Below are 16,154 nucleotides of genomic sequence, written 5' to 3' on the forward strand. Positions count from 1 at the left end.
GTCAGCGCACTTCCGAGAGGTCGAGCAGGAACGGGTTCGACGCGCGCTCGGCGCCGATGGTGGTCTCGGGCCCGTGGCCGGGGAGCACTCGGGTCTCGTCGGGCAGCGGGAGGACCTTGGTCCGCAGGCTGTGCCGCATGTCCCTCGCGCTCCCCCTCGCCAGGTCGGTGCGCCCGATCGAGCCGGCGAACAGCACGTCGCCGGACAGGCAGGTGGGGCGCCCGCCGTCGTCGGTCATGAAGAGGACGGAGCCGGGAGTGTGGCCCGGTGCCGCGTCCACGCGCAGGGTCAGGCCCGCGAGCTCGAGCTGGGCGCCGTCCGGCAACGGGCGTACGTCGTCCGGCTCGGCCCACTCCAGCCCCGCGGCGGCGAACGCCTCACGGGCGCCCGGGCCGACGGCCGCGAGGGGGTCGGCGAGCAGGAAGCCGTCGTCGGGGTGCAGATAGGCCGGCACGCCGCGCGCCTGGCAGACCGGCACGACGGAGAAGACGTGGTCGACGTGCCCGTGGGTGAGCAGCACCGCGGCCGGGCGCAGCCGGTGGCGCGCGAGCAGCTCGTCGAGGCCGGGGACGATGCCCACCCCGGGGTCGACGACGACGCACTCCTGCCCCGCGCCCGGCGCCAGGACCCAGCAGTTGGTGCCGAACGCCGCGGCAGGAAGTGCGGCGATCAGCACGGGTGTCCTCCGCTTCTGGCGACGCTGGCTCCGGCGCCGCTGTCACGTCCTCGGGGCGGCCACGGCAGCCCCGCTCGGGAACGGCCGCAGCGAGGTCGGTCCCGGACGGCGGGCGCGCCGAGACTACCTCGCAATGACACCGGGTGCGGGGACGGCCGGTGCGGGAGGGGCGGGGCTGCCTAGACTGTGCCCGTCATCCGTCAGGTGTAACGCCGTGAGGCGCGAGGAGGGCCGGCCTTGGCCGCCAGCAACAAGAGGGAGCGTCAGCTGGCGCGCGAGCGCTACGTCCGCCAGCAGGCCCGTCGAGCCGAGGCACGCAAGCGTCGCCGCCAGCGGACCCAGGTGCTCGCCGCGGTCGCCGCTGTGGTGGCGGTGATCGCCGGCGTCGCGGTGATCTCGCTCCTCGTCAACAACGACGACGACACGCTCGACGCCCCCGCCGCCGCCCCGGAGTCGACCGCGTCCGTGGAGTCCACGCCCGCCGCCCCCGTGGTCGACGGGTGCACGGCCTCGTCCGCGACCGGCCGGCTGAACGCGCCCCAGTTCGACGAGGAGCCGGCGCTCACGGTGGACAAGGCGAGCTACACCGCCACCCTCGACACCAACTGTGGCCCGATCGAGCTCACCCTCGACGGCGCGAAGGCGCCGCACACGGTCAACTCCTTCGCGTTCCTCGCCGAGGAGAAGTTCTTCGACGGCACGCCCTGCCACCGGCTCACCACGAGCGGGCTCTACGTGCTGCAGTGCGGTGACCCGACGGGCACCGGCACCGGCGGCCCGGGCTACCAGTTCGAGGACGAGAACCTCCCCGAGGAGGGCGCCGCGAACTACCCCGCCGGCACCGTCGCGATGGCGAACAGCGGCGCGGGCACCAACGGCAGCCAGTTCTTCCTCGTCTACGAGGACACCCAGCTCCCGCCGAACTACTCGATCTTCGGCAAGATCACCAAGGGGCTCGACATCCTGAAGAAGGTCGCAGCCGCCGGTGTCGCCGATGGTGGCGGGGACGGCGCGCCCAGCCAGCCCGTGACCCTGGACACCGTCACCGTCGCGAAGGCAAGGGGCTGACTCCCATGACAACCAGCGACTTCGGCAGGGTCGCCGAGGACGGCACCGTCTACGTCCGCGTCGGCGAGGTGGAGCGCCCGGTCGGGTCCTACCCGGGCGCGACGCCGGACGAGGCCCTCGCCTACTTCGCCCGCAAGTACGACGCGCTCGCCGCGGAGGTGGCCCTCCTCGAGCAGCGCGTCCGCAAGGCCGAGCTGGCGCCCAAGGACGCCGGGTCCTCGATCGATCGGCTGCGCATCGCCATCGCGACCGCCAACGCCGTCGGCGACCTCGACGCGCTCAGCGCCCGGCTCGACACGCTGTCCTCGCTCGCTGAGCAGCGCCGCGTCGAGTCCGACGCCGCCCGGGCCAAGGCTCGTGAGGAGGCGCGCACGGTCAAGGAGCGCATCGTCTCCGAGGCCGAGTCGCTCGCCGATGCCACCGCCTGGAAGGCGACGGGCGAGCGGTTCCGCACGCTGCTCGACGAGTGGAAGGCCGCGCCCCGGCTCGACCGCAAGGCCGACGACGAGCTGTGGAAGCGTTTCAGCGCCGCCCGGTCGACCTTCGACCGCAACCGCCGGCAGCACTTCGCCGCGCTGGACGCCGAGCGGGCGGAGGCGAAGACGCGCAAGGAGCTCCTGGTCAAGCAGGCCGAGGAGCTCTCCGGCTCCACCGAGTGGGGCCCGACCGCCGGCCGCTACCGCGACCTCATGTCCCAGTGGAAGGCCGCCGGCCGAGCCGGCAGGGACGACGAGGAGGCGCTGTGGACGCGCTTCCGGGCCGCGCAGGACGCCTTCTTCAGCGCCCGCAACGCGGTCATGTCCGAGCGCGACTCCGACCAGCGGGCCAACCTCGAGGCCAAGGAGGCCATCGCGGCCGAGGCCGAGCAGCTGCTCCCGATCACCGACCACCGCGCGGCGCGCCGCGCGTTGCGGGCGATCTCGGAGAAGTGGGAGGCGGTCGGCCACGTCCCGCGCGGCGACCGGGACCGCGTCGAGGGCCGGCTGCGCCGCGTCGAGGACGCCGTCCGCGCTGCCGAGGAGGACGAGTGGCGCCGGACAAACCCCGAGGCCCGCGCCCGGGCCGAGGCCACGGTCGCACAGCTGCGGGCCTCCATCGAGCAGCTCGCGGCGCAGGCCGAGAAGGCCCGCGCCGCCGGCAAGGAGAAGCAGGCCACGGACGCCGAGTCGGCGCTCGAGGCCCGGCGCTCCTGGCTGGAGGAGGCCGAGCGGGCGCTGGCGGAGTTCTCCCGCTGACCCGCCTCTCCTCCCCACGCTGATCAAGCACTTCTGGCGAGTTGTCCACAGCTGACAGCGCACGCCGTTCCGAGGGGCATGAGGCCACGACCGTGGCCTCATGCCCCTCCTGCTGGACGGGCCTTTCACCCGGCGATCGGCCATTGCCGACGGGCTCTCCCCCGGTGACATCCGTGGGCTGACCTCGGGTGGGGCCGTCCGCCGCCTGCTCGACGGCGTACGTCGCGGCGAGGGTGCCCGCCTCCTTGCGCTGCGCTGCGCTGCGCCGCAGCCGCGCCAGGACCTGGCCCCCCACGACCTGACGGTCCTCGACGACGTGCCGGTGACCTCAGCGCGTCGCACAGGGGCAGACCTGGCCCGTCGGCTTGCGCGGGCGGACGCGCTCTGCGCGCTCGACGGGCTGGCGCACCGGGGCGTACTCGATCTCGGCAAGGCCCGCGACGAGCAGCTGCGGTGGGCCGAGCATCCTTTCGTCGCACAGGCTCGCGAAGTGGTCGCGCTCGCAGACCCGCGCAGCGAGTCCTGGGGCGAGACGAGGTGCCGGCTCCGGCTGCACGACGCCGGCTTTCCCGCGCCCGACCTGCAGATCGAGGTACGCGTCGCGGGTCGCGTCTTCCGGCGTGACATGGGGTGGGAGGCGCGGCGGAAGGCGCTGGAGCACGACGGGGAGGCCCACCACACCTCGGCTGCTGATCGGGCCTGCGACGCCGGCAGACGTGCGCTGTTGCGCCGGGGATGGGACGTCAGCATCGTGACGAAGGAGCACGTGCTCGGCCGCCGCCAGGGCTTCGAGCACGTCGTCGCCGAGCTGCTCGGCGTGCCGCCTGCGCGTGGGCCGGCCAGCGCGCGTGGCGCTGATGAGCCTGTGGACGACTCGCCAAAGGTGCATGATCAGCGGAGGAGCGGTCGCGCGCTCAGCGGGAGGAGGAGTGCGCGCTCAGCGCGAAGTGCGGGTGCTGCGGTCGTCGCCGTCATCCCCACAAAGGCGCTCTCGAGAGCGCCACGCGCTGATCAGGCGGGGGTCGGTGAGGGCGTCGAGCCGGCGCTCGGGTTGGTGAGGCGGTTGACGTCGTAGACGCCTTCGATGCCGCGGACCGCCTTGAGCACGTGGCCGAGGTGGGTCGTGTCGCCCATCTCGAAGGTGAAGCGGGAGACGGCGACGCGGTCGCGGGTGGTGGTGACCGAGGCCGACAGGATGTTGACGTGCTGGTCGGACAGGACCCGCGTGATGTCGGAGAGGAGCCGGCTGCGGTCGAGCGCCTCGACCTGGATCTGGACGAGGAAGACGCTCTGCGACGTGGGCGCCCACTCGACGCCCACCATGCGCTCGGGCGAGAGGGACTGGCTGGCCACGTTGATGCAGTCGGCGCGGTGGACCGAGACGCCGTTGCCACGCGTCACGAAACCGACGATGGGGTCGCCCGGGACCGGGGTGCAGCAGCGGGCGAGCTTGACCCACACGTCCGGCGCGCCGCTCACGACCACGCCGGGGTCGCCGGCCGGGCGGGCGCGGCCGCGGGCGACGTGCGGGGCCGTGGGGACGGTGGCCTCGGCCATGTCCTCCTCGGCGGCCTCCTCGCCGCCGAGGGACTGCACGAGCTTGGCCACCACCGACTGCGCGCTGACGTGGTTCTCGCCGATCGCGGCGTACAGAGCGGAGATGTCGGGGTAGCGCATCTCGTTCGCTAGCGCGGTCAGCGCCTCGCTCGACAGCAGCCGCTGCAGCGGGAGCCCCTGCTTGCGCAGCGTCCGTGCGAGCGCCTCCTTGCCCTGTTCGATCGCCTCCTCGCGACGCTCCCGGGAGAACCAGTGCTTGATCTTGTTGCGCGCACGGGGTGACGCGACGAAGGTGAGCCAGTCGCGCGACGGCCCGGCGTTGGCCGCCTTGGAGGTGAAGATCTCGACCGTGTCGCCGTTCTCGAGCTTGGACTCGAGCGGGACGAGGCGCTGGTTGACCCGCGCGCCGACGGTCCGGTGGCCCACCTCGGTGTGCACGGCGTACGCAAAGTCGACCGGCGTCGAGCCCGTCGGCAGGGCCACGACCTCGCCCTTCGGCGTGAAGACGTAGACCTGGCCGCTGGACAGGTCGAAGCGCAGCGAGTCGAGGAACTCGCCCGGGTCCTCGGTCTCCTTCTGCCACTCGAGCAGCTGGCGCAGCCAGCTCATGTCGCTGGTGGAACCGCCGTCGTCGGCGCGGGCGGTGCCCGGCGTGGTGGCGTCCTCCTTGTACTTCCAGTGGGCGGCCACGCCGTACTCCGCGCGGCGGTGCATCGCGTGGGTGCGGATCTGCAGCTCGACGGGCTTGCCCTCGGGCCCGATCACCGTCGTGTGCAGCGACTGGTACATGTTGAACTTGGGCATCGCGATGTAGTCCTTGAAACGCCCGGGAACGGGGTTCCAGCGCGCGTGCACGGTGCCCAGCGCGGCGTAGCAGTCGCGGACGGTGTCGACCAGGATGCGGACGCCGACGAGGTCGTAGATGTCGGCGAAGTCGCGGCCGCGCACGATCATCTTCTGGTAGACGGAGTAGTAGTGCTTCGGCCGCCCGGTGACCGTGCACTTGATCTTCGCGGCCGTCATGTCCTGCCCGACCGCGTCGATGACCCCGGCGATGTACTCGTCCCGGCTGGGCGCGCGGTCGCGGACGAGGTTGACGATCTCCTCGTAGAGGCTCGGGTAGAGCGTGGCGAACGAGAGGTCCTCGAGCTCCCACTTGACCTTGTTCATGCCGAGGCGGTGGGCCAGCGGGGCGTAGATCTCCAGCGTCTCCCGGGCCTTGCGCTCGGCCTTCTCCGCCGGGATGTAGCGCCAGGTCCTTGCGTTGTGCAGCCGGTCGGCCAGCTTGATGACGAGCACCCTGATGTCGCGCGACATCGCGACGACCATCTTGCGCACGGTCTCGGCCTGGGCCGCGTCGCCGTACTTGACCTTGTCGAGCTTGGTGACGCCGTCGACCAGCCCGGCCACCTCGTCGCCGAAGTCGGCGCGCAGCTGCTCGAGCGTGTAGTCGGTGTCCTCGACCGTGTCGTGCAGCAGCGCGGCGCACAGGGTCGGGGGGTTCATGCCGAAGCTGGCGAGGATCGTCGCCACGGCGAGCGGGTGGGTGATGTACGGGTCGCCGCTCTTGCGCCGCTGCCCCCGGTGACACCGCTCGGCCACCGCGTACGCGCGCTCGAGGTCGCGCAGGTCCGCCTTGGGCTGCGTCTCCCGGATCAGCCGGAACAGCGGCTCGAGGACCGGGTTGGTCCCGCTGCGCTGGGCGCCCAGGCGGGCGAGCCGCTTGCGGACGCGGGCGGTGGCGGGAGCCTCCGGGCGCGGGGGCGCCGGCGCGGGCTCGGCGGCGGCTCGCCCGAGCCGGCCGAGGCGCGCGCCGTCAGCGGCGTCGGAGGCCGGAGGCGCCGTCGGGGCGGCTCCGGCGGGCGCGGACGCGCCGTTGCCCGCCGTGCCGGTGGTGGCGCGGCCGGCCTCGACCGCTGCACCGGCCCGGTCTTCGCCCACGCGCTACCCCCTCGTCGCCCTGAGGTTCCAGTCTATGCGCGGCGGCCCGCCCGGCGAGCCGTGCCGCCCGAGCCGGTCAGGTTGAGATCAGGGCCTCGACCGGACGGCCGCCCAGCGCGGCCCGGCCGCCGAGTGCCGCGATCTCGAGCAGGACCGCGATGCCGGCGACCTCGGCACCCGAGCGCTCCAGCAGGCCGAGGGTGGCGGCGAGGGTGCCGCCGGTGGCCAGGACGTCGTCCACGACGAGCACGCGGGCGCCCGGGGCGAGCGCTCCCTCGCGGACCTCGAGCACCGCCTCGCCGTACTCGAGGGAGTACGCCGCGGACAGGGTGGGTGCCGGCAGCTTGCCCGCCTTGCGGACGGGCACGAAGCCGGCGCCCGCGCGGTACGCCACCGGCGCCGCGAGCATGAAGCCGCGGGCCTCGATGCCGACCACCGCGTCGACCCCGTGAGCGAGGTCGGCCAGCGCGTCGACGGTCGCGGCGAAGGCGCCGGCGTCGGCCAGCAGCGGGGTGATGTCCTTGAAGAGCACGCCCGGCTTCGGGTAGTCGGGCACGTCCCGGACGAACGGCTCGATCCGCTCGCGCAGGGGCGGCGACCCCGCCGTCGTTCCGGTGCCGACGGGGCCGCCGAGGTCCGAGCTCATTGCCCAGACTCTACCGAGGGGCTACCTGCGCTTGCCGCGCGTGCCGCCGGGCCGGGAGCCGCCGCCCCGGCGGGGCTGGGGCCGCTGCCCTGCCGCCCCGCTGGGCCGGGGGCGCGAGGACGGCGTGGACGGGGACGACGTGGGGGGCACGGCGTCGCCGCCGGCCGGGTCACCGGCGGGGTCCCCGACCCCGTCGTCGTCCGGTCCCACCGTCGCGATCGCCGTCGCCCCACCCGTGGCGACCGGGGCCTGCCAGGTGCCACCGGCGCCCGTGGGCCGCGCCGTGCCCGCCCGCCGCGGGGCCGAGCCGGACCGGCGCATCTCCACGCGCTTGGTGAGCGCCTTCATCGCCGGCTCGCGCTCCTTGAGGTCGGCCAGCAGCGGGGTGGCGATGAAGATCGAGGAGTACGTGCTGGCCGCGATGCCGACGAAGAGCACCAGGGAGAGGTCCTTCAGCGTGCCGGCGCCGAGCAGGAACGCACCGACGAAGAGGATCGCGCCGATCGGCAGCAGGGCGAGCAGCGAGGTGTTGATCGACCGGACGAGGGTCTGGTTGACCGAGAGGTTGGCCGCCTCGCTGTAGGTCATGCGGCTGCTGCCCTGCAGGCCCGCGGAGTTCTCCCGCAGCGAGTCGAAGACGACGACGGTGTCGTACAACGAGTAGCCGAGGATCGTCAGCAGGCCGATCACGGTCGACGGCGTCACGTCGAACCCGACGAGGGCGTAGACCCCGACCGTGATGACGATGTCGTGCAGCAGCGCGACGAACGCGGCGATCGCCATCTTGAACTCGAACACGATGGCGATGAAGATCGCCACGAGGACGAGGAAGACGACGAGGCCCCATGCCGCGCGCTCGGTGATCGCGCCACCCCACGAGGGGCCGACCACCTGCACGTTCACGTCGCCGGCGGCGACGCCGCACTCCTCGGCCAGGGCGTTCGTGATGTCGGTGTCCTGGCCCTGCGCGAGGTCACCGGTCTGCACGCGCAGCGTGTTGTCGTTGAGCTTCTGGACGATGGTCTCGCCCTCGACGGCTTCCTCCACCACGCCGCGCGCGCTCTCGATGGAGCAGTTCGCGTCGGGCACGCGGAACTCCGCGCCGCCCTTGAACTCGATGCCGAAGTTCAGCCCCCGGATGAACAGCGCGAGCAGCGTGATGACGAGGATCGCGGCCGAGACGGCGTACCAGGTGCGCTTGCGGCCGACGAAGTCGTACGCCACCTCACCGGTGTAGAGCCGGTGTCCGAGGGATCCGAGGCGGGACATCGCTCAGGCCTCCTTGGCCGTGCGGACGCGGGTGGCCGTGGCGACCGGGGCGGCCGCCGGCGAGATGTGACGGCCGACGCTCTCGGGGTTGAGCCCCGAGAGCCGGTGGCCGTTGCCGAAGAACTTGGTGCGTACGAGCAGCGAGACCAGCGGCTTGGTGAAGAGGAACACCACCACGAGGTCGATAAGCGTCGACAGGCCGAGGGTGAAGGCGAAGTTCTGCACGCGGCCGATCGCCAGGAAGTAGAGCGTGGCCGAACAGAGGATCGTGACGCCGTCGGCGACCAGGATCGTGCGTCGGGCGCGCTTCCACGCGTGCTCCACGGACGTCCGGATGGTGCGTCCCTCCCGGATCTCGTCCCTCAGCCGTTCGAAGAACACGACGAACGAGTCGGCGGTGATGCCGATCGAGACGATGACGCCGACGACGCCGGCGAGGATGAGGGTGAAACCGATGAGGCTGCCGAGCAGGACGATGGCGCCCCAGGTCAGCAGGCCGGCGATCACCAGGCTGGCGACGCTGACCAGGCCGAGGCCGCGGTAGAAGAGCAGCGAGTAGACCAGGACCAGGACCAGGCCGATCGCGCCGGCCAGGATGCCCTTGTCGAGCTGGTCCTCACCGACGGTGGCCGAGATCGTGTTGATCTCGCCCTGCTCGAACGCCAGCGGCAGCGCGCCGTAGCGGAGCACGTTGGCCAGGTCGCGCGCCTCGGTCTCGCTGAAGTCACCGGTGATCTGGGCGTTCCCGTCGGTGATGGCGCTCTGGACGGTCGGGGCCGAGATCACGGCGTTGTCGAGCACGATCGCGAACGCGTTCTCCGGAGCGGCCTTGGCGACCAGACTCTGGGTGGCGTCGGAGAACTGCCTGGTGCCCTCGCCGTCGAAGTCGAGCTGGACGAGCCAGTCGTTGGCCGTGTTGGGCGTGAGCCCGGCGGTGGCGTCGTCGACGTTCTCGCCCTGCACGAGGACCGCGCCGAGCAGGTACTTCGCAGCGCCGTCGCGGTCGCAGGCCACCACGGTGGCGTCGGCCGGGAACTCGGTGCCGCCGCCGCGGTTCTCCGCCGCGGTGCAGTCCTTGTCCTGGAACTCCTGCTGGACCTCGGCGGGAACGGCGGCTGCGGGGTCCGGAACGGTGGGGGCCTCGGTCGGCAGCGGCTCCGTCGCGGGCGCGGTCGCCGTGGCGGCCGGCGTCGGCTCCGCGGCGCGCAGCGCGTCCGGCACGACGCGCCCGTTGGAGGAGGCGGTCGGGGCGGGTCGGGCCGCCGGGGCGCTCGACTCGGCGGCCGGCGCGCTGGCCTCGCCCGAGGGCGTCGGCGTGGGCTCGACGATGGGGGCGGCACCGGTCACCGCGAGGACCGGGCGGAACGTCAGCTTCGCGGTGCTCGCGATCAGCCGGACGGTCTCGGCGCCGGTGGCCCCCGGGACGGAGACGACGATGTTGTCGCCCTGCGTCTGGATCTCGGACTCGGTGACGCCGCGCGCGTCGACGCGCTGGCGGATGATGTCGACCGCCTGGTCGAGCTGCTCGCCGGTCGGCGCCGCGCCGTTCTCCGTGCGCGGCAGGAGCACGACGCTGGTGCCGCCCTGCAGGTCGAGCCCCAGCCGGGGCGTGTAGTCGCCCTTGATGAAGATTCCGCCGAAGATCGCGACGAGAATCACCAGGAGCACCAGCAAGGTGCGTCCCGGCCGGGAGGCCGTCGCCGGGCCCTTCTTCGTAGCCACTGCTGTCGTGTCTCCTGTGCGTGCTTCGGACGGAGGAAGTCGGGGAAAGTCGCTGCTGACCGAGCGTCAGCCGTCGCGGCTGACGGTCAGCCGGCCGGGCTGTCGGGAGGGGGGGCGCCCGTGTCGGGCTTCCGGAAGGACACCGAGCCGCCCGTGCCCGGCGCCTCGTCCGGGGGCAGGACCTGCCCGACGGCTCCGCGCGCCCAGCGGCTGGTGACCCCGGGGGACGTCTCCAGCACGACCGCGTCGTCGTCGACCGCGACCACGGTCGCGTAGAGGCCGGCCGTGGTCACCACGCGCGCCCCGGGCGACAGCTCGGCCTGCAGCTGCGCGAGGCGCCGCTGACGAGCCTGTGCGGGCCGGATCAGCAGCAGCCAGAACACCAGGCCGATCAGTACGAACGGCAAGAGATTCGCGAGGGATCGCACCAACGTCCTCCCAGTCGGCTTCCCGGTGGCGCCGGGTCTCCGGCAGGGCTGGGCGGCTCCGGACAAACACCCGGTCGGCAGCCAACGCGGAAGTCTAGTGCGGTGCCGCCCGGACTTGACAACGAAGACGCAACGAAAGCCGGGGAATCCGCGGCGGACGCGAAGGGCGTCTCTCGTCGGCCGAGCACCGGCCCGAACGGCAGCGCCCCGGCTCAGTCGCCATCGTCGAGCGGCAGCGTCATGGCCCCCGTCGCGGGGTGCGTGCGGGGCGGTGCGAGCCCCAGGTGCGACCAGGCGGCCGGCGTGGCGATGCGCCCGCGCGGTGTACGTGCCAGCAGCCCGGCTCGCACGAGGAAGGGCTCCGCGACGACCTCCACGGTCTCCGGCTCCTCCCCCACCGCGACCGCGAGCGTCGACAGCCCCACCGGCCCGCCGCCGAAGAGCCTGACCAGGGCGGTGAGGACCGCGCGGTCGAGCCGGTCGAGCCCGAGGGCGTCCACCTCGTAGATCTCCAGCGCCGCGGCGGCGACCGGCCCGGTCACCACGCCCTTGGCCCGCACCTCGGCGAAGTCACGCACCCGGCGCAGCAGCCGGTTGGCGATGCGCGGGGTGCCGCGCGAGCGGAGCGCGACCTCGCGGCCGCCGTCCTTGCGCAGGTCGATGCCGAGCAGCCGGGCCGACCGGGAGAGCACCAGCTCGAGCTCCGCCGGCTCGTACAGGTCCATGTGGGCGGTGAAGCCGAAGCGGTCGCGCAGCGGCGCGGGCAGCAGGCCGGCCCGCGTGGTCGCGCCGATGAGCGTGAAGTGCGGCAGGTCCAGCGGGATCGCCGTCGCTCCGGGGCCCTTGCCGACGACCACGTCGACGCGGAAGTCCTCCATCGCCATGTAGAGCATCTCCTCGGCCGGGCGCGCCATCCGGTGCACCTCGTCGAGGAAGAGGACCTCGCCCTCGGCCAGGCTGGACAGCACGGCCGCCAGGTCGCCGGCGTGGGTGATGGCCGGCCCGCTGGAGATGCGCAGCGGGGCCTCCATCTCGGCGGCGACGATCATGGCCAGCGTCGTCTTGCCCAGCCCGGGCCCTCCCGAGAGCAGGATGTGGTCGGCCGGGCGGCTGCGTGCCTTCGCCGCGTCGAGCACCAGCCCGAGCTGCTCGCGCACCCGCTCCTGGCCGATGAACTCGTCGAGCGACTTGGGCCGCAGCGCCAGCTCGGCTGCCCGCTCCTCCTCGTCGGCCGCGCCACCGACGAGCCGCAGGGGGTCGCTGGTCATGCGCGGCTGAGCCCGCGCAGCGCCGAGCGCAGCAGGGCCGCGACGTCAGGGGCGTGCCCTGCCTCCAGCGCGGCCTGGGCCTCGGGCGCCACGGCGTCGACCGCAGCCTCGGCCTCCCGGGCCGGCCACCCCAGGCCGGTCAGCGCCTCCGCGAGCTGGAGACGCCACCCCTCCTGGGCGGGGATGCGGGCCGCCGGGGCGGCGGAGGCGCCGCCGACGGGAGCGCCGAGCTTGTCGCGCAGCTCGAGCACGAGCCGCTGGGCGCCCTTCTTGCCGATGCCGGGCACCTTGGTGAGGGTGGTGAGGTCCTCGGCCGCGACGGCACGACGGACCTCGTCGGGCGCGAGCACCGCGAGGATCGCCTGCGCGAGGCGGGGGCCCACGCCGCTCACGGTCTGGACCGTCTCGAAGACCGATCGCTCGTCGTCGTCGGCGAAGCCGTAGAGCGTGAGCTCGTCCTCGCGGACCACGAGGTGCGTCGAGAGCCGGGCCGGCTCGCCCGGGCGCAGCGAGGCCAGGGTGCCGGGCGTGCAGCGCAGCGCCAGCCCGACCCCCCCGACCTCGACGACGGCGGTGTCCGGCCCGAGCGCGGCGACCCTGCCGGAGACGAAGGCGATCACCGGCGTACCCCCGCCGCGCCGCGTGCGGCAGCGGCCTTCGCAGCGGCGGCGAGCTGGGCCTGCGCCCGGGTCTGGCCACCCGCGGGGGCGGCGGGCACGGCCAGCCCGCTCAGCCGAGCCTGGGCCGAGCCGCGCCACAGGTGGCAGACGGCGAGGGCGAGCGCGTCGCTCGCGTCGGCCGGCCGAGGCGCCTCGTCGAGCCGGAGCACCCGCATGACCATCGATGCGACCTGGGCCTTGTCCGCCCGACCGGATCCGGTGATGGCGGCCTTGACCTCGCTCGGGGTGTGCAGCGCCACGGGCAGCCCGCGGTGGGCGGCGGCGGCGATGGCGATCGCGCTCGCCTGCGCGGTCCCCATGACCGTGCGGACGTTGTTCTGGCTGAACACCCGCTCGACCGCCACGGCGTCGGGCCGCTCGGCGTCCAGCCACTCCTCGAGCCCGCGCTGCAGCGCGACCAGCCGCGGGCCGATGTCGGCGTCCGGCGGGGTTCGCACGACCCCCACGGCCACCAGCCGCGGCGACCGGCCCGGCACGCCCTCGACCACCCCGATGCCGCACCGGGTCAGGCCCGGGTCGACTCCGAGCACCCGCAAGGTCACCTGGCGCACCCCTCGGCTCCGGCGCGCTCCGTCCGAACACGCGTTCGAGAAGACGCTACCGGGCGCCCGAGGCCGGGCCGCGCAGCGGGCGGGCCCGGCGTGTCACCGCGCCCGCTGCGGGGTGAACACGGTCCACCGAGCCGACCTCGAACACCGCGCGCCCGTCCTCGACCCCGACGTGCTCCGCGCCGGGGCGGCTGGCGGCGTACTCCCAGCCGGCCACGAGCGGGAGCTCGCGCGGCGGCGGTCGCCGACGTCGGAGCTGCGACGAGCGCGGTGACGGTCAGCGCGCCGGCCGCGGCGAGCCGCAGCAGGCGGGAGGTGGAGCGGGACGGTCGGCGCACGGAGCAGCCCCCTGTCGCCTCGCTCGGCGCCTCGTCGCCCCGGCCCTTCGGACGCTAGGAGTGTCCGAGCGTCCGGGAAATGTCCGGAAGCGGCCACCGGCGACAAGCAGGAAGCACCGGCTACCCCGAGGGGCGACCGGTGCTCCGCGAACGCGGGAGGGCGTCAGCCCACCGCCTCCATGACCTCGTCGGAGACGTCGTAGTTGGCGTAGACGTCCTGGACGTCGTCGCTGTCCTCGAGCGCGTCGATCAGCTTGAAGACCTTGCGGGCGGTCTCCTCGTCGAGCTCGACCTTGACCGAGGGGAGGAACGTGGGGTCGGCCGAGTCGTAGTCGATGCCCGCGTCCTGCAGCGCGGTGCGGACCGCGACCAGGTCGGTCGCTTCGCACACGACCTCGAACTGCTCCCCGTCGTCGGTGACCTCCTCCGCGCCGGCGTCGAGGACCGCGCCGAGCACGTCGTCCTCGGTCAGGCCGTCGGTCTTGGGCACGACGATGAGGCCCTTGCGGTTGAACATGTACGACACCGAGCCCGGGTCGGCCATCGAGCCGCCGTTGCGGGTGAAGGCGATGCGGACGTCGGCCGCCGCGCGGTTGCGGTTGTCGGTGAGGCACTCGACCAGGACGGCGACACCGCCGGCGGCGTACCCCTCGTACATGATCGTGGAGTAGTCGGCCCCGCCGGCCTCCGCGCCCGAGCCGCGCTTGACGGCGCGGTCGATGTTGTCGTTCGGGACCGAGGACTTCTTCGCCTTCTGGATGGCGTCGTAGAGCGTGGGGTTGCCGGCCGGGTCACCGCCCCCGGTGCGGGCGGCCACCTCGATGTTCTTGATCATCTTCGCGAAGAGCTTGCCGCGCTTCGCGTCGATGACGGCCTTCTTGTGCTTGGTAGTCGCCCACTTGGAGTGGCCGCTCATAGCGCGGAGGTCACCGGCCCTTCACCAGCTCGACGAACAGCGCGTGGACGCGCAGGTCACCCGTCAGCTCCGGGTGGAATGAGGTGGCCAGCAGGTGCCCCTGCCGGACCGCGACGATCCTACCGTCGGCGGGCCCGCCCTTGACGCGCGCGAGCTGCTCGACACGGCCCCCGGTCTGCTCGACCCAGGGCGCCCGGATGAAGACGGCGTGGAACGGGTCGCCCGGCACGCCGTCGACCTCGACGTCGGCCTCGAAGGAGTCGACCTGGCGGCCGAAGGCGTTGCGGCGCACGGTGACGTCGAGCCCGCCGATCGTCTCCTGCCCGGGCACGCCGTCCACGATCCGGTCCGCGAGCAGGATCATCCCGGCGCAGGAGCCGTATGCCGGCATCCCGGCGGCGACCCGCTCGCGGAGCGGGTCGAGCACCTCGAACGTGCGGGCCAGCTTGCTGATCGTGGTGGACTCACCACCCGGCAGGACGATGGCGTCGACGCTGTCGACCTCGCTGGGCCGGCGGACCGGGACGGCCCGCGCACCGGCCGCCTCCAGCGCGGACAGGTGCTCCCGGACGTCCCCCTGCAGCGCGAGGACGCCGATCTGCGGCTGCGGCACGATCCCCGCCTTGCGTGGTCGACGACGGTCCTGATGCCTCCGATGCTACCGGCGGGCATCGCAGCCGGCCCGGAACGCCCGGTTCGCCCCCCGGCCGTGGCGGCACGAGGCGGTGGCGCACGACGTGGCTTCCGGCGCGAGCCGGAGGCCCGTTCGACGCCGACGTCGCGCACGGCCGCCGAGCCCGCCCCCGCTCGACAGGTCGCGCCTCCTACCCGCTGCAACGGGTAGGAGGCGCGACGGTGCGATCGTCGGCGACTACCAGCCGCGGTCGGAGTAGCGCTGGTCGGCCGGCAGCTCGGAGATGTTGATCCCGACCATCGGCTCGCCCAGGCCGCGCGAGACCTTCGCGATGACGTCGGGGTCGTCGTAGAACGTCGTGGCCTTCACGATGGCCTCGGCGCGCTTGGCCGGGTCGCCGGACTTGAAGATGCCCGAGCCGACGAAGACGCCCTCCGCGCCGAGCTGCATCATCATCGCGGCGTCGGCCGGGGTGGCGATGCCGCCCGCGGTGAAGAGCACGACCGGCAGCTTGCCGAGCTTGGCCACCTCGGCGACCAGGTCGTACGGCGCGCGCAGCTCCTTGGCCGCGACGAAGAGCTCGGTCTCGTCCAGCGTCCCGAGCCGGCGGATGTCCGACCGGATCTGCCGCATGTGACGGGTCGCCTCGACGACGTTGCCGGTGCCCGCCTCGCCCTTGGAGCGGATCATGGCCGCGCCCTCGGCGATGCGGCGCAGCGCCTCGCCCAGGTCGGTGGCGCCGCAGACGAAGGGGACGGTGAACGCCCACTTGTCGATGTGGTGCGCCTCGTCGGCCGGGGTGAGGACCTCGGACTCGTCGACGTAGTCCACGCCGAGCGACTGCAGGACCTGCGCCTCGACGAAGTGGCCGATGCGGGCCTTGGCCATGACGGGGATCGACACCGCGTCGACGATGCCCTCGACCATGTCGGGGTCGCTCATGCGCGCGATGCCGCCCTGCTTGCGGATGTCCGCGGGCACCCGCTCGAGCGCCATGACCGCGACGGCACCGGCGTCCTCGGCGATCTTGGCCTGCTCCGGCGTGACGACGTCCATGATCACGCCGCCCTTGAGCATCTCGGCCATGCCGCGCTTGACGCGGGCCGTGCCGGTGCTGCCGGACGAAGACTCGTTCTCGAGAGGGGCGGAAGGGACGCTCAACGGGACCTCGCTGGTCGGGGACTGCTGCCCCTCCAGGGTAGGCGTTCTCAGGACCTGTCCGACCGGG

Annotated in this window: 16 protein-coding genes; 2 read left to right on the forward strand and 14 right to left on the reverse strand. The window is 73.4% G+C overall.

What is annotated here, in order from left to right; genetic code table 11:
* Position 1: 1 nt before the first annotated feature.
* Positions 2–676 (reverse strand): MBL fold metallo-hydrolase, encoded by a 675-nt coding sequence (locus G9H72_RS12385; protein WP_166171435.1) that lies wholly within the window; start codon positions 674–676, stop codon positions 2–4.
* A 237-nt stretch (positions 677–913) separates the two neighbouring features.
* Here G9H72_RS12385 and G9H72_RS12390 point away from each other — a divergent pair, with 237 nt between their 5' ends.
* Positions 914–1,744, forward strand: a complete 831-nt coding sequence (locus G9H72_RS12390) for a peptidylprolyl isomerase (protein WP_166171437.1) — start codon at positions 914–916, stop codon at positions 1,742–1,744.
* 5 nt (positions 1,745–1,749) lie between these two features.
* A complete protein-coding gene (locus G9H72_RS12395) occupies positions 1,750–2,979 on the forward strand; it encodes a DUF349 domain-containing protein (protein ID WP_166171439.1) in 1,230 nt (409 codons plus the stop codon).
* 328 nt (positions 2,980–3,307) lie between these two features.
* Here the strand turns inward: G9H72_RS12395 and G9H72_RS12400 are convergent, their stop codons facing one another.
* From G9H72_RS12400 to pdxS, 13 genes are all read right to left on the reverse strand, one after another.
* Complete coding sequence (locus G9H72_RS12400; RefSeq protein WP_166171464.1) at positions 3,308–3,775, reverse strand: hypothetical protein; 468 nt, start codon at positions 3,773–3,775, stop codon at positions 3,308–3,310.
* Positions 3,776–3,990: 215 nt separating this feature from the next.
* A complete protein-coding gene (locus G9H72_RS12405; protein ID WP_166171466.1) occupies positions 3,991–6,477 on the reverse strand; it encodes a RelA/SpoT family protein in 2,487 nt (828 codons plus the stop codon).
* A gap of 76 nt (positions 6,478–6,553) precedes the next feature.
* Positions 6,554–7,123 (reverse strand): adenine phosphoribosyltransferase, encoded by a 570-nt coding sequence (locus G9H72_RS12410; protein WP_166171468.1) that lies wholly within the window; start codon positions 7,121–7,123, stop codon positions 6,554–6,556.
* A 21-nt stretch (positions 7,124–7,144) separates the two neighbouring features.
* Positions 7,145–8,392: a protein translocase subunit SecF gene (gene secF, locus G9H72_RS12415; protein WP_166171470.1), complete on the reverse strand. Its 1,248-nt coding sequence runs from the start codon at positions 8,390–8,392 to the stop codon at positions 7,145–7,147.
* A 3-nt stretch (positions 8,393–8,395) separates the two neighbouring features.
* Positions 8,396–10,114: a protein translocase subunit SecD gene (gene secD / locus G9H72_RS12420; RefSeq protein WP_166171472.1), complete on the reverse strand. Its 1,719-nt coding sequence runs from the start codon at positions 10,112–10,114 to the stop codon at positions 8,396–8,398.
* A gap of 86 nt (positions 10,115–10,200) precedes the next feature.
* Positions 10,201–10,521 carry a preprotein translocase subunit YajC gene (gene yajC / locus G9H72_RS12425; protein WP_166171474.1) on the reverse strand — a complete coding sequence of 107 codons (321 nt, stop codon included), beginning with the start codon at positions 10,519–10,521 and terminating at the stop codon, positions 10,201–10,203.
* 233 nt (positions 10,522–10,754) lie between these two features.
* Positions 10,755–11,810: a Holliday junction branch migration DNA helicase RuvB gene (ruvB, locus tag G9H72_RS12430; protein ID WP_166171476.1), complete on the reverse strand. Its 1,056-nt coding sequence runs from the start codon at positions 11,808–11,810 to the stop codon at positions 10,755–10,757.
* Positions 11,807–12,430 carry a Holliday junction branch migration protein RuvA gene (gene ruvA / locus G9H72_RS12435; protein ID WP_166171478.1) on the reverse strand — a complete coding sequence of 208 codons (624 nt, stop codon included), beginning with the start codon at positions 12,428–12,430 and terminating at the stop codon, positions 11,807–11,809. Before ruvA ends, ruvB begins: the two co-directional genes overlap by 4 nt.
* Complete coding sequence (gene ruvC, locus G9H72_RS12440) at positions 12,427–13,026, reverse strand: crossover junction endodeoxyribonuclease RuvC (RefSeq protein WP_166171794.1); 600 nt, start codon at positions 13,024–13,026, stop codon at positions 12,427–12,429. The genes ruvA and ruvC overlap by 4 nt, the downstream gene beginning before the upstream one ends.
* A gap of 61 nt (positions 13,027–13,087) precedes the next feature.
* Positions 13,088–13,255, reverse strand: a complete 168-nt coding sequence (locus tag G9H72_RS12445) for a hypothetical protein (protein ID WP_166171480.1) — start codon at positions 13,253–13,255, stop codon at positions 13,088–13,090.
* A gap of 284 nt (positions 13,256–13,539) precedes the next feature.
* Positions 13,540–14,292, reverse strand: a complete 753-nt coding sequence (locus G9H72_RS12450) for a YebC/PmpR family DNA-binding transcriptional regulator (protein WP_166171482.1) — start codon at positions 14,290–14,292, stop codon at positions 13,540–13,542.
* Between the two features lie 10 nt (positions 14,293–14,302).
* Positions 14,303–14,905: a pyridoxal 5'-phosphate synthase glutaminase subunit PdxT gene (gene pdxT, locus G9H72_RS12455; protein WP_166171484.1), complete on the reverse strand. Its 603-nt coding sequence runs from the start codon at positions 14,903–14,905 to the stop codon at positions 14,303–14,305.
* Positions 14,906–15,163: 258 nt separating this feature from the next.
* Positions 15,164–16,087, reverse strand: a complete 924-nt coding sequence (gene pdxS / locus G9H72_RS12460; protein ID WP_166171486.1) for a pyridoxal 5'-phosphate synthase lyase subunit PdxS — start codon at positions 16,085–16,087, stop codon at positions 15,164–15,166.
* Positions 16,088–16,154: the final 67 nt, after the last annotated feature.

The sequence above is a fragment of the Motilibacter aurantiacus genome (assembly GCF_011250645.1).
Lineage (GTDB): Bacteria > Actinomycetota > Actinomycetes > Motilibacterales > Motilibacteraceae > Motilibacter_A > Motilibacter_A aurantiacus.